At 70.7% G+C, this 13,611-nt stretch carries 10 protein-coding genes and 2 pseudogenes; 4 read left to right on the plus strand and 8 right to left on the minus strand.

The genetic code is table 11. The features are described from left to right. Window positions 1–6 precede the first annotated feature (6 nt). Window positions 7–1,386 carry a diaminobutyrate--2-oxoglutarate transaminase family protein gene (locus ABZY11_RS11010; protein ID WP_356478845.1) on the minus strand — a complete coding sequence of 460 codons (1,380 nt, stop codon included), beginning with the start codon at window positions 1,384–1,386 and terminating at the stop codon, window positions 7–9. A gap of 327 nt (window positions 1,387–1,713) precedes the next feature. Between ABZY11_RS11010 and ABZY11_RS11015 the strand changes: the two genes are divergently transcribed. The 3 genes and pseudogenes from ABZY11_RS11015 to ABZY11_RS11025 form a co-directional block, all read left to right on the plus strand. Beyond that, the gene (locus tag ABZY11_RS11015; protein ID WP_356478846.1) at window positions 1,714–2,934 is read left to right on the plus strand and encodes a hypothetical protein; all 1,221 of its coding nucleotides are present in this window, start codon (window positions 1,714–1,716) and stop codon (window positions 2,932–2,934) included. A 261-nt stretch (window positions 2,935–3,195) separates the two neighbouring features. Next, window positions 3,196–4,365 (plus strand): hypothetical protein, encoded by a 1,170-nt coding sequence (locus ABZY11_RS11020; protein WP_356478847.1) that lies wholly within the window; start codon window positions 3,196–3,198, stop codon window positions 4,363–4,365. A gap of 47 nt (window positions 4,366–4,412) precedes the next feature. Then, window positions 4,413–4,674: pseudogene (locus ABZY11_RS11025) on the plus strand (transposase); the annotation flags it as partial. Window positions 4,675–4,754: 80 nt separating this feature from the next. Here the strand turns inward: ABZY11_RS11025 and hflX are convergent. The 6 genes from hflX to miaA all read right to left on the minus strand — a co-directional run bounded on the left by hflX (window position 4,755) and on the right by miaA (window position 12,735). After that, window positions 4,755–6,275 (minus strand): GTPase HflX, encoded by a 1,521-nt coding sequence (gene hflX, locus ABZY11_RS11030; protein ID WP_356478848.1) that lies wholly within the window; start codon window positions 6,273–6,275, stop codon window positions 4,755–4,757. A gap of 143 nt (window positions 6,276–6,418) precedes the next feature. Next, on the minus strand, window positions 6,419–7,873 hold the full coding sequence (locus ABZY11_RS11035; RefSeq protein ID WP_356478849.1) for a M1 family metallopeptidase: 1,455 nt from the start codon (window positions 7,871–7,873) through the stop codon (window positions 6,419–6,421). A gap of 96 nt (window positions 7,874–7,969) precedes the next feature. Beyond that, window positions 7,970–10,135, minus strand: a complete 2,166-nt coding sequence (locus tag ABZY11_RS11040; protein WP_356478850.1) for an HD domain-containing protein — start codon at window positions 10,133–10,135, stop codon at window positions 7,970–7,972. Between the two features lie 143 nt (window positions 10,136–10,278). After that, window positions 10,279–11,151, minus strand: coding sequence for a diaminopimelate epimerase (gene dapF, locus ABZY11_RS11045; protein ID WP_356478851.1), 873 nt, complete (start codon window positions 11,149–11,151; stop codon window positions 10,279–10,281). Between the two features lie 100 nt (window positions 11,152–11,251). Beyond that, window positions 11,252–11,689, minus strand: coding sequence for a hypothetical protein (locus ABZY11_RS11050; protein ID WP_356478856.1), 438 nt, complete (start codon window positions 11,687–11,689; stop codon window positions 11,252–11,254). Window positions 11,690–11,796: 107 nt separating this feature from the next. Beyond that, the gene (gene miaA / locus ABZY11_RS11055) at window positions 11,797–12,735 is read right to left on the minus strand and encodes a tRNA (adenosine(37)-N6)-dimethylallyltransferase MiaA (protein WP_356478852.1); all 939 of its coding nucleotides are present in this window, start codon (window positions 12,733–12,735) and stop codon (window positions 11,797–11,799) included. A gap of 204 nt (window positions 12,736–12,939) precedes the next feature. Here miaA and ABZY11_RS11060 point away from each other — a divergent pair, with 204 nt between their 5' ends. Continuing rightward, window positions 12,940–13,176, plus strand: coding sequence for an antitoxin (locus tag ABZY11_RS11060; RefSeq protein ID WP_356478853.1), 237 nt, complete (start codon window positions 12,940–12,942; stop codon window positions 13,174–13,176). A gap of 81 nt (window positions 13,177–13,257) precedes the next feature. Here ABZY11_RS11060 and ABZY11_RS11065 read toward each other — a convergent pair. Next, window positions 13,258–13,611: pseudogene (locus ABZY11_RS11065) on the minus strand (hypothetical protein); the annotation flags it as partial.

The raw sequence follows: 13,611 nt of genomic DNA on the forward strand, positions 1-13,611 counted from the left end.
CCGGAGTCAGCGGATCGACCCGGTCGTGGTGCGGCGGTGCGGCAGGCGCTCGGCGGCTGCCAGGGCGTCGGCGAGGCGGTCCACGACCGCTGTTGCCTGTTCATCGGTGAGGGTGAGGGGAGGCAGGAGGCGTACGACGGTGGAGTCGCGTCCGCCGAGTTCGACGATGAGCCCGCGGCGCAGGCACTCCTGCTGGACGGCGGCGGCGAGGGCGGGGGCGGGCGGCGGCTCGGGGCTGTCGCCGGACGCGGTGGCTTCCGGGTCGACCAGCTCGATCCCGATCATCAGGCCGCGTCCGCGTACGTCACCGATGGCGGGGTGGTCGGTGGCCAGCGCCTGGAGGCGGGCGAGCATGCGGGCGCCGAGGGTGGCGGCGCGCTCGGCGAGGCGGTTCTCCCGTACGAAGGCCAGGGTGGCCGCGCCTGCCGCCATCGCGAGCTGGTTGCCCCGGAAGGTGCCGGCGTGGGCGCCGGGCTGCCAGGTGTCGAGTTCGGAGCGGTAGACGATCACGGCGAGCGGGAGGGAGCCGCCGATCGCTTTGGAGAGCACCATCACATCGGGCACGATCCCGCTGTGTTCGACCGCCCAGAAGGCACCGGTGCGGCCGACGCCCGTCTGTACCTCGTCGGCGATCAGGGGGACGGAGCGGGCCCGGGTGATCTCCCGCATCCGGCGCATCCAGCTGTCGGGGGCGGGGTTGACTCCGCCCTCCCCCTGTACCGGTTCGAGGATCATCCCGGCCGGTGCCGGTGTGCCTCCCTTGGGATCGTCCAGGAGGTTCTCGGTCCACCGGGCGGCGATCTCAGCGCCGCGCTCCCCGCCGACGCCGAAGGGGCAGCGGTAGTTCCGCGGGAAGGGCAGCCTGGTCACCCGTACGTCCTCGGCACCGCCCGAGGCGGCGAGGGCTCCCGCTGTCATCCCGTGGTAGGCGCCGGTGAAGGCGAGCAGGCCGTTGCGGCCGGTCGCGCCGCGTACCAGCTTGAACGCAGCCTCGACCGCGTCCGTGCCCGCCGGTCCGCAGAACTGGATCCGGGCGTTGTCCGCGAACTGCCGCGGCAGGGTGGCGAACAGCTCCGTGGTGAAGGCGTCCTTGACCGGGGTGGCGAGGTCGAGCACATGCAGCGGCGCACCCGAGTCGATGACCTTCTTGATCGCCTCCAGGACGACCGGATGGTTGTGTCCGAGCGCCAGGGTGCCGGCTCCGGAGAGACAGTCGAGGTACCGCCGCCCGTCCGCGCCCTCGATGGTCAGCCCGCGGGCCCGCACCGGCACGATCGGCAGTGAACGCGCATAGGTACGGGCGGCGGATTCGCGCAGCGACTGGCGGCGCAGGATCCCCTCGTGCACCGCCGGTGCTGCCACCGGGGCTGGTTCGGTCACGGCCACGGCTGCTGGTCCTCCCGCTGTAACGGTTGCGTTGCACATCGGTACGTCGGCGCGCGGACGGACTACGGGGATGAACGCTTTCCCCGGGTCCCTCGCCCCTACCAACGACGCCAAGCGCGGCGGATCACGGGTAAATCGGAAGATCCTTGCGGGGCGGAACCGCGGCCCTGCCGGTCGCCGTCCCCATCGGCACCGGCATAGTGGGGGCCGCACAGGACCTCGGGCAGCCGTCCGGAAGTCCGCAGGGTGTTCGGAGCAGGTGGCTCGGAGCAGTACCGCAGTGCAGTACAGAAGTGTTGAGTTACGAAGTCCCAGGGGGATCACCACATGCGACTCATTCGACCGGTTCTCGCCGCACGTCAGGGGAGGGCACGCCGCCGGTCCTCGTCGGTGCTCGCCGTGGCCGCGGTCACCGCGGCCCTCGCGCTCACCGCCACCGCCTGCGGGCCCGAGGAGGACAACGCGAGTGACAAGCCGGGCGTCCCCGCCGGCCAGTCCTCGGACGGCAAGATCACCATTTCGGACGATCTGAAGGACCGGCTCAAGGAACACGGGATCGACCTCGACCAGTGGAAGAACGGCGAGTGGAAGAACTGGGACAAGGACAAGTGGCTGCGTGAGGCCAAGGACTTCGTCAACCCGATCATCGAGGACCTCTGGGACCCGGACCGGATGCGGGACGCGGACAAGTCGCCGGAGAAGCCGGTCGACAACGACATCTCGGGCGATGTGGGCGTCACGGACCCGACGCCCGCGCCGGTCCGGGCCGCGGGCGTCCGGACGCCGTACCACGCCAACGCCGCGGAGTCCGGGAAGCTGCTCTTCGACGGCCCCGAGGGCTCCATGGTCTGTTCCGCGACCGTGGTGAAGGACCCGGCGCACCCCGGCAAGTCCAACCTGGTGTGGACGGCCGGACACTGTGTGCACGCCGGCAAGAAGGGCGGCTGGTACCGGAACATCGCCTTCGTGCCCTCGTACAACAACCAGGGCCTTTCCATGGCCGAGCTGAAGAAGGCGACCAAGCAGGAGATCGCCCCCTACGGCGTGTGGTGGGGCACCTGGGCGCAGACGTCCGACCAGTGGATCTCGCAGGGGTCCTCGATGGGCGGGCAGGGCGCGCCGTACGACTTCGCGGTGCTGCACGTCGCGCCGGAGAAGGGCTCGACGGGCAAGTCCCTGGAGGAGACGGTCGGTTCCGCGCTGCCGGTCGAGTTCAATGCCCCGGCCGTGCCGAAGATCGCCGGTATGACGGCGACCGGCTTCCCGGCCGCTCCGCCGTACGACGGCCAGAAGGCGTTCCAGTGCGTGGACAAGCCGGGCCGGCTCTCGCTGGCCGCGCAGGACCCGACGATGTACCGCATCGGCTGCACCATGACCGGCGGTTCCTCCGGCGGTGGCTGGGTCGCGGAAGGCCAGGACGGCAAGCCCGCGCTGGTCTCGAACACCTCCATCGGGCCGGTGACGGCCGGCTGGCTGGCCGGGCCTCGGCTCGGCAAGGAGGCCAAGGGCGTCTACGAGTCGGTCAGCAAGAAGTACGCGGGACAGTGACGACGGACCGTCACCCGGCCGGTCCCCGGTGAGGGTGACGGCACATCAGGGGTCCCCGGCGCGGCAGTCGCGCGCCGGGGGCCCCTTTCCGTCGTGCGGCGCCACCGGTCGGCCGCGCCCCGTGCGGTCCGCACCGCTGTGGCGGGGAGCACGCTCCGGACCGTCATAGGGTGGCCCCTGCATCTGCGGTGGCCGCTGGTCCGGCCACTCAAGGGCATGACACGTTCATGGCAATCTCGGAAATTTCAGGGGAAACCTTCCATGCGATCCATACGTCCGCTGCTCGCCGCGACCGGGCTCGTGGCCGCGCTCGCGCTGACGGCCACGGCCTGTGGTCCGAGCGAGGACAACGCGACCGGCAAGCCCGCCGCCGACTCCGCGGGCAGGCAGGACGCCGGCGGCTCCCTGCCCGACGGTCTGGCCGAGACGCTGAAGAGGCATGGTGTCGACCCGGAGAAGTGGAAGAACGGCGAGTGGAAGAACTGGGACAAGGACAAGTGGCTGCATGAGGCCAAGGACTTCGTCAACCCGGTCATCGAGGGGCTGTGGAAGCCCGACCGGATGAAGTCGGCCAAGGACCCGGCGAAGACCATGGCGGCCGGCGACGTCTCCGGCGGCCAGGGCAGCACCGACCCGGAGCCCGCGCCGGTGCGGGCCGAGCGCGAGAAGACGCCGTACCACAACTACGCGGCCCCGGTCGGCAAGGTGTTCTTCGACTCCCCCGAGGGATCGATGGTCTGCTCGGGCACGGTCGTCAAGGACCCGGAGAACCCGGGCCGGTCCAACCTGGTGTGGACCGCCGGACACTGTGTGCACGCCGGTTCGAAGGGCGGCTGGTACCGCAACATCGTCTTCGTGCCCGCGTACAACGACCAGGGCAAGTCCGCCGCCGCGCTGGAGAACGCGCAGCCGCAGGAGATCGCCCCGTACGGCGCGTACTGGGCGGACTGGGCGACGACGTCGGGGGAATGGCTCGCCGACGGCGGCCCCACGGGGGGCGAGGGTGCCCCCTATGACTACGCGGTACTGCATGTGAAGCCGGAGAAGGGCACCAAGTCCCTGGAGGAGACCGTGGGCAACGCCCTGTCGGTCGACTTCGACGCTCCCGAGATCTCGCAGATCGGCGCGACGGGCGCCTGGGGGTATCCGGCCGCTCCGCCGTACGACGGCCTGATCATGCACAAGTGCGTCGACCGTCCCGGGCGGCTCTCCATCAGCCCGAGCACTCCGGCGATGTACCGCATCGGCTGCACCATGACCGGTGGGTCCTCCGGCGGTGGATGGTTCGCAGAGGGCAGTGACGGCAAGTCCGTGCTGGTCTCCAACACGTCCATCGGACCGGTGACTTCGGGCTGGCTGGCCGGCCCGCACCTGGGCCCGGGCGCCAGGGACGTCTTCACCACGATGAGCAAGAAGTTCGCCGGCCGCTGACGGGTACCGGCACTCCATGGCGGCCGAAGGCCCGCACCGAGCGGACGCTGTTGGTCCCGCATCGAGCAGGACAGCGACCACTGGCGCCGCCGCTACGGCCGCCGCGCCGGCGTCGAGGGCAGCATCTCCCAAGCGGTCCAGGCCTTCAGCCTGCGCAGATCTCGCTACCGCGGACTCGCCCAAACCCGGCTGCAACACCACTTCACCGGCGCCGTCATCGACCTCGCCCGCCTCGACGCCTGGCTCACCGGCAGACCCCTCGCCCGCACCCGCGTCCCGCCCTTCGCAGCACTCCGCCCCGCTGGATGAGATCCAGCGGGGCGGAATTGACCAACAGCGTCCGAACGGGGCGGGCCTTCGGGCGTTGCCGATTCGTATGGCGCGACCGGTCAGTGCGCCACGGGAACGAACGAGGAGAGCTCGGCCGCCAGCTCCTCATGCACCCGTGCCTTGAGCCGGGTGCCCTCCGACGTGTGCTCCTCGGAGATCACCTCGCCCTCGGCATGCACCCGGGAGACGAGTCCGCCCTGGATGTACGGCACCAGCGCGTCGATCTCGACCGACGGCCGCGGCAGCTCGGTGTCGATGAGCGCGAGCAGCTCATCGATACCGGTGCCGGTGCGCGCCGAGACCGCGATCGCGTGCTTCTCGATGCGCAGCAGTCGCTGGAGCACCAGCGGATCGGCCGCGTCCGCCTTGTTGACCACCACGATCTCGGGCACGTCCACCGCGCCGACCTCGCGGATCACCTCGCGCACCGCGGCGAGCTGCTCCTCCGGCGCCGGGTGGGAGCCGTCCACCACGTGCAGGATCAGATCGGACTCACCGACCTCCTCCATGGTGGAGCGGAACGCCTCGACGAGGTGGTGCGGCAGATGCCGTACGAACCCGACGGTGTCGGCCAGTGTGTACAGCCGGCCGCTCGGCGTCTCGGCCCGGCGCACGGTCGGGTCCAGGGTGGCGAACAGGGCGTTCTCCACCAGGACGCCCGCACCGGTCAGCCGGTTGAGCAGCGAGGACTTGCCCGCGTTGGTGTAGCCGGCGATGGCGACCGACGGCACCTTGTTGCGCTTGCGCTCCTGGCGCTTGATCTCACGGCCCGTCTTCATCTCCGCGATTTCCCGGCGCATCTTCGCCATCTTCTCGCGGATCCGACGCCGGTCCGTCTCGATCTTGGTCTCACCGGGACCACGGGTGGCCATGCCGCCACCGCCGCTGGAACCGCCGCCGCCCATCTGACGGGAGAGCGACTGACCCCAGCCGCGCAGCCGCGGCAGCATGTACTGCATCTGTGCCAGCGATACCTGCGCCTTGCCCTCTCGGGACTTGGCGTGCTGGGCGAAGATGTCGAGGATCAGGGCGGTCCGGTCGACCACCTTGACCTTGACGACGTCTTCCAGGTGAATCAGCTGGCCGGGGCTGAGCTCACCGTCACAGACGACGGTGTCGGCCCCTGATTCGAGGACGATGTCGCGCAGCTCCAGCGCCTTGCCCGAACCGATGTAGGTGGCCGGGTCCGGCTTGTCGCGGCGCTGGAAGACGGCGTCGAGCACCTGAGCGCCCGCCGTCTCCGCCAGTGCGGCCAGCTCCGCGAGGGAATTCTCCGCGTCACGCACGGTCCCCGACGTCCAGACACCGACCAGTACCACGCGCTCCAGGCGCAGCTGTCGGTACTCGACCTCGGTGACATCTTCGAGCTCGGTGGAGAGTCCGGCCACACGCCGCAGCGCGGCGCGCTCGGACCGGTCGAACTGCTCGCCGTCCCGCTCTCCGTCGATCTCGTGGCTCCAGGCGACGTCCTCTTCCATCAGGGCGTCGGCCCGAAGGCTCTCGGTGAGGCTTTCGGTGACATTCTCCGTAGCACTCTGCGCATCCTGCGCGTCCTGGGGAAGGGAAGAAGAGGAGGTCATTGGATCCTTACGTCGTTGGAAGTCCGTTACGTCAGTCACAACGCGTGACCCCTCCCGATGATTCCCACTGTCGGGAATCTCCGGTCCGGCCGCCGCGGCGACTCGTCGATAGTGGCATGGTCCGCCTCACCCGTCACCCGGGTTTATCGCTGTCCGGCGGGCGCGGTGCTGTGCCAGTCCGGGTGTCCGGGCATCGGCGGGGTCTTCTCGCCGTACAGCCAGCCGTCGAGGAACGAGGTCAGGTCGCGGCCCGCGGTCCGGGACGCCAGGCTGACGAAGTCCTCGGTGGTGGCGTTGGCGTCCCGGTGCTCGCTCACCCAGCTCCGCTCCAGCCGGTCGAACGCGCTCTTGCCGATCTCCTGGCGCAGCGCGTAGAGGATCAGTGCGCTGCCGTCGTACACCACCGGCCGGAACAGGCTGATCTTCTGTCCGGGTGCCGGGGCGTCGGGGCGGGCCGGCGGGCCGCCCGCGGCGCGCCAGCCGTCGGACCTGGTGTAGGCCTCGCGCATCCGCTGCTCCAGCGGCTTGTCCGCGTGCTCCTCGGCGTAGCGGGCCTCGTACCAGGTGGCGTGGCCCTCGTTGAGCCACAGATCGGACCAGTTCTGCGGGGAGACGCTGTTGCCGAACCACTGGTGGGCGAGCTCGTGCACCATGATCGAGTCGAGGTACCACTCGGGGTGCCCGGTCCCGGTGAACAGGGACCGTTCGAAGAGCGAGAGCGTCTGGGTCTCCAGCTCGAAACCGGTCTGGGTGGCGGCGACGAGCAGTCCGTACGTCTCGAAGGGATAGCGGCCGACCTGCTGTTCCATCCACTCCAGCTGGGCGGGGGTCTTGCTGAGCCGGGGTTCCAGGTGCTTGCGGTCGGCACTGGGCACCACGTCGCGTACCGGCAGTCCGTGCGGACCGGTCCGGTGCAGGACGGTGGAGCGCCCGATCGAGACCTGGGCCAGTTCGGTGGCCATGGGGTGTTCGGTCCGGTAGGTCCAGGTGGTGTCGGCGCCTTGTCGGGCGGTGCCCGTGGGCAGTCCGTTGGCCACCACGGTGAGGTCCTTGGGCGCGGTGATCCGGAAGGTGAAGTACGCCTTGTCGGCGGGGTGGTCGTTGCTCGGGAAGACCCGGTGCGCGGCGTCCGCCTGGTTGGCCATGGCCAGACCGTCGGCGGTGCGCAGCCAGCCGCCGCTGTCCTGGTCGCCGGTGGGGTCGCTGGTGTGCCGGACGGTGATGCGCAGCGGCGCCCCGGCGGGGAGCCGGCCGATTGGCTGGATGACGAGGTCCTCGTCCTTGACGGCGAAGTCGGCGCGCAGTCCGTTGACTTCGACGGTGCGGACGGAGCCCCGGGCGAAGTCGAGGTTGATCCGGTCGAGCGGTTCGGTGGTCCGCGCGTCGATGCTGGTGACGGCCTCCAGGGGCTTGCTGTTGTCGCCGTGGTAGGTCAGTCCGATGTCGTAGGTGCGGACGTCGTACCCGGGGTTGCCGAGGTGGGGGAAGAGCGGATCGCCGATGCCGAGCGGCACGGGTGAGGGGAGGGTGGCTGCGACGAGGGTGGCGGATGCGGTGGCCAGCAGAGCGGCCCGCAGACGGCGGGAGATGAACGGCATGAACTACCGCTACCAGCGACTTCCCGCTGGGCAGGCGCGGCGCGCGCCGCGCCACCCGAACGAGATCGCTGCGGCGGATGGCCCCCTCCGGTGGGGTCAGACGGTTGCTGCGGGGTGCTGGGCGCGGCTCACGTCGTACACCCCGGGCACGTCGCGCATGGCGCGCATCAGGGCCGGCAGTCCGGCCGCGTCGGGGAGCTGCAGGGTGTAGGTGTGCCGGACACGCTGTTCGCTGGGCGGTTCGACGGTGGCGGAGATGATCGCCGCGTCCGCCGTCGCGATCGCCTCGGTGAGATCGGCGAGCAGCCGGGGGCGTCCGAAGGACTCGGCGACCAGCGTGACCCGGCACTCGGTGGCATCCCCCCAGCTCACCCCAACCGGCACCCGGCCGGTGGACCGCATCCGGGCGACGGCGGGACACTCCTGCCGGTGCACGGTGACGGCGCCGCCGCGCACGACGAATCCGGTGACGGCGTCGGGGGGCACGGGGGTGCAGCAGCCCGCGAGCCGTACGGTGGCGTCCGGCCGGTCCACCACGGCGCTCGCGGCGGACCCGGTGCCGGCGGTTTCCTGCGGCTGCGGTCCGGGCCTGGAGTGACCCTGCGGCTGCTGCTCGGGGCCGGTCTTTGCGGGCCGGCCGCCGTGCGGGATGCGGGTGCCCTCGGGGTGGGCGTCCAGCCAGCCGGTGATGGCGATGCGGGCAGCGGGGGTCCTGACGTGGTCGAGCCAGTCGGACGAGGGGCCCGAGGCGGTGTCCTCGGCGAGGAGCAACTGCACGGTGTCGCCGTCGCTGAGCACGGTGCCGAGGGTGGCCAGGCGGCCGTTGACCCGGGCGCCGATGCAGTTGTGCGCCTCGTCCCCGTACTGCGCGTAGGCGGCGTCGACGCAGCTGGCTCCAGCGGGCAGTCCGAGCGTGCCGCCGTCGGTCCGGAAGACGGTGATCTCCCGGTCCTGGGCCAGGTCGGCACGGAGCGTGGTCCAGAAGGTGTCGGGGTCCGGGGCGGACTGCTGCCATTCGAGGAGCCGGGAGAGCCAGCCGGGCCGGGTGGGGTCGGCGCGCTCGCCGTCCGCGGGTTCGGCGGCCTGGGGCCCCGCTCCGCTGTCCGCGGCGTACGGATTGCCGAGGGCGATGACTCCGGCCTCGGCGACCTTGTGCATCCGGTGGGTACGGATGAGGACTTCGGCGACCGCCCCGTCCTCGCCCACGACGGCGGTGTGGAGCGACTGGTACAGGTTGAACTTGGGGGCGGCGATGAAGTCCTTGAACTCGGAGATCACCGGGGTGAAGCAGGTGTGCAGTTCACCGAGCACCGCATAGCAGTCGGCGTCCTCGCCGACGAGCACCAGCAGCCGGCCGAAGTCGGTGCCGCGCAGTTCGCCGCGCTTGATGCCGACCCGGTGCACGGACACGAAGTGGCGTGGCCTGATGAGGACTTCGGCGGGGATGCCGGCCTCCCGCAGCACCGTCGTGACGTTCTCGGCGATGGCCGCGAGCGGGTCCTGACGGGCGTCGCCGGAGCCGTCCGGCCGCGCCGACGCGGCGGCGATCAGCGCGCGGGTCCGTTCGTACTCCTCGGGGTGGAGGATCGCGAAGACGAGGTCCTCCAGCTCGGTCTTGAGGGCCTGCACGCCGAGCCGTTCGGCCAGCGGGATCAGCACGTCGCGGGTGACCCCGGCGATCCTGGCCTGTTTCTCGGGACGCATCACACCGAGGGTGCGCATGTTGTGCAGCCGGTCGGCGAGCTTGATGGACATGACCCGGACGTCGTCCCCGGTGGCGACCAGCATCTTGCGGAAGGTCTCCGGTTCGGCGGCCGCTCCGTAGTCGACCTTTTCGAGTTTGGTCACGCCGTCGACGAGATAGCAGACCTCTTTGCCGAACTGGTCCCTCACCTGATCGAGGGTCACATCGGTGTCCTCGACGGTGTCGTGGAGCAGCGAAGCGGTGAGCGTCGTCGTCTCGGCGCCGAGCTGAGCGAGGATCAGCGTGACCGCGAGCGGGTGCGTGATGTACGGCTCGCCGCTCTTGCGCATCTGGCCGCGGTGCGAGGACTCCGCGAGTACGTAGGCCCTGCGCAGGATCGAGAGGTCGGCATCCGGGTGGTGCGCCCGGTGGGCCTCGGCGACATGGCTGATGGCGTCGGGCAGCCGGTCGCGGGAGGCGGGGCCGAGCAGCGCGACGCGGCCGAGCCTGCGCAGATCGATCCGGGGACGGCCCCGTCTGCGGATGGGGGCACCTGGGCTGGTGGCCTCTGCGCTCATGGGGGGGCACCTCCGGCGGCGTCGACCGGCGGTGGGAAGGTGCGGTCGCGCCTCCGGGCCGGTGCTTGATGCTACCGACCCCACCACGTGGCGGAGTCCGGCTCCCGCCGAGCGTGAAAGGGATCACCCATTCGAGCGAAGCTCTAGCCGGTCGCCGTTTCGAGCCAGGCGGAGTCGATCACGCCTTCGGCGACGATCACGGCCGGTCCGGTCATCTCGATCTCGCCGTCGGGCCGCTCGGTGATCACCAGGGTGCCGCCGGGCAGATCGACCGTGTACGTGACGGGCGTGCCGGTCTCCGCGGGGTCCGCGCCGTCCCTGCGGGCCGCGGCAACGGCCACCGCGCAGGCGCCCGTGCCGCAGGAGCGGGTCTCGCCGGAGCCGCGCTCGTGGACCCGCATGGCGACGTGGCGCGGTCCGCGGTCCACGACGAATTCGATGTTGACGCCGTCGGGGTAGACGGCCGCGGGGCTGTAGGGCGGCACCGAGAGCAGATCGCCGGCGTGTGCCAGGTCGTCGACGAAGGCGACCGCGTGGGGATTGCCCATGTTCACGTTGCGGGCGTCCCAGCTGCGGCCGTCGAGGCTGACCTCGACGCCTGCTTCGGGAAGGAGCGCGCGTCCCATGGAGACCGTGATGGCGCCGTCCTCGGCGATGTGCACCTTCTTCACGCCGCCCCGGGTGGCGACGGCGAGGTCGCCCTCCTCGACGTGTCCGGCGCGCTGCAGGAAGCCGGCGAAGACCCGTACGCCATTGCCGCACATCTCGGCGATCGAACCGTCCGCGTTGCGGTAGTCCATGAACCACTCGGCCTCGTCCGCCATGGCCTGCGCCTCGGGGTGCGCGGCGGACCGCACGGCGTGCAGCAGCCCGTCACCGCCGATTCCGGCCCGGCGGTCGCAGAGCCGGGCGACGACGGACGCGGGCAGGTCGATGGCGTTGTCCGGATCGGGAACGATCACGAAGTCGTTCTCGGTGCCGTGGCCCTTGAGGAAGGCGATCTGCGAGTTGCTCACGGATCAACTGTACGAAACGGCGCCGATACCCGGCGGTCCGGGCCGCCCCGCGGGCGCCGGCGTGACGGGCAGGGCCTGCGGAGAGGTCCGGCTCCGGCCGTCAGCGCAGCCGCGCCACGCGCCAGACGGCCAGGGCGACGAGCGCACCGCCTACGGCGACGTACAGGGCGATCACCCGCCAGTCGGACCGCTCGCCCGAGCCCCGCTGGGGCAGCCCGGGCCAGGTGTAGCCCACGCGTCGGGCGGCCATCATGCCCCAGCCCGCAGCGCAGCAGCTGATCAGCAGGCCCAGCATGGCCACGACCGCGCCGCCGTCGCCGAACTCGAAGGCCAGCGGGAAGGCGAACATCAGCGATCCCACCGCGGCGAGCATGACGATCGGTGCCAGTTGCCAGATCCGCAGCCGTCGCACGGGCCGCAGCTCGACCTCGACCTCGGGGGTCGCTTCGAGCTCGTCCGGCCCGTCGGGGCTCAGACTTCCTGTCTCGTGCAGGGCGTCCGGTGCGTCTTGTTCAGTGTCGCGAGGGCCGGCCTCCATCGCCACGCGCCCTCCCAACTCGGACTCCACTGGTCGATCGATGCTCGATGATGGCACGCTCCAGGTCACCGAAATGACGGGCAGGGCTTCCCGATGCCATCACGTGATCAGGCTGTAACCGCTCGTTCGATCAACGCCAGCGCCTGGCGCGGGAGTTCCCGGCGGTGCTCCGCGGCGCCACTCAGCCAGTGGACCCGCGGGTCGCGGCGGAACCACGAGTCCTGACGGCGGGCGAAACGCTTGGTGGCACGAACGGTCTCGGCCCGCGCCTCGTCCTCGGTGCACTCCTGGGCCAGCGCGGCCAGCACCTGCTGGTAGCCGAGCGCCCGGGACGCGGTTCGCCCTTCGCGCAGGCCGTGTGCCTCCAGGGCGCGCACCTCGTCCACGAGTCCGGCCGCCCACATCCGGTCGACCCTCAGGGTGATGCGTTCGTCGAGTTCGGGACGGGCCACGTCGACGCCGATCTGGACGGTGTCGTACACCGCATCGTTACCCGGGAGGTTGGCGGTGAAGGGCTTGCCGGTGATCTCGATGACTTCGAGGGCCCTGACGATCCGGCGGCCGTTGCTCGGCAGGATGGCCCGGCCCGCCTCGGGGTCGGCGGCGGCGAGTCTGGCGTGCAGTGCTCCGGAGCCGCGCTCGACCAGTTCCTCCTCCAGCCTGGCCCGTACATCGGGGTCCGTGCCGGGGAACTCCAGGGCGTCGATGGCGCCCTTCACATAGAGCCCGGAGCCGCCGACCAGGACGGGGGTGCGGCCTGCGGCGAGCAGCCGGTCGATCTCGACGCGGGCCAGCCGCTGGTACTCGGCGACGCTGGCGGTCTCGGTGACGTCCCAGATGTCCAGCAGGTGGTGCGGGACGGATTCGCGTTCGGCGAGCGTCAGCTTCGCGGTGCCGATATCCATCCCGCGGTAGAGCTGCATGGAGTCGGCGTTGACCACTTCGCCGTCGAGCTGCTGAGCAAGGAATACTCCCAGATCGGACTTTCCGGCCGCAGTGGGACCGACGACGGTGATGACCCGCGGTGCGGGAACTGAACTTCTCACCGCCACAGTCTCGCAAACCTCCGCACCTCTTCCCGAACGAGTGAGGTGACCGGCGGCGAACCGGAATCGTTCACCGCGCCGTCCACAGGTGCTCCGAGCGGCGCGGATCGTCCCGCACGCCAGTAGAATCCAAATTGAATATGGGCGATTTTTCATGGTTTGAAGAAGCGTCCGACCGTAGTCCCCCAGCAGGGAAGGTGCCCGATGGGCTTCCTGGACAATTTGAAGGCCAAGCTGAGCCCCGCCAAGGACAAGGTCGGCGAACTCGCGCACCAGCACGGGCACAAGATCGACCAAGGGCTCGAAAAGGCCGCACGGACGGTCGACCAAAAGACCAAGGGCAAGTACAGCGACAAGATCGAGTCCGGCACGAAGAAGGCCAAGGACGCGGTCGAGCGCCTGTCCCACAAGGACGAGGGTGGTACGCCGCCCGCTTCCTGACCATGAACTGGTCAAGTCCGGGTGACGGCCGTGGAGCGACGACGCTGCACGGCCGTCACTCGTGGGTCCCCCGGCGGCGGCTCAGGACCAGGTGGCGACCAAATAGCCCACGCCGTACGGAGCGTCCTCGTACAGCAGCCGTCCGGCCAGGCCGGTCCCCTGCGCCGCGCCCGCGAGCACCTGCCAGGGCGCCCGGCCCGCCGCCTTCAGTTCGTACGCCAGTGACTCGTCCAGCGCGATCAGCGCGCCGGGGTCCGCGGCGCCCAGCGCACGGGCTGCCGCCGCGTCGAACGCCTCGGCACGTTCGTCCAGGTAGCCGGGGGCCTTGAGGGTGCGGCAGGCGCTGCCGTCGCCCAGCACGAGCAGCGCGACCCGGTCCGCCCTGGCGGCCAGGTCCCGCCCCGTGCTCGTACAGCGCTCGGTCTCCAGCGGCTC

The sequence above is a fragment of the Streptomyces sp. NPDC006510 genome (assembly GCF_040611955.1).
Taxonomy (GTDB): domain Bacteria; phylum Actinomycetota; class Actinomycetes; order Streptomycetales; family Streptomycetaceae; genus Streptomyces.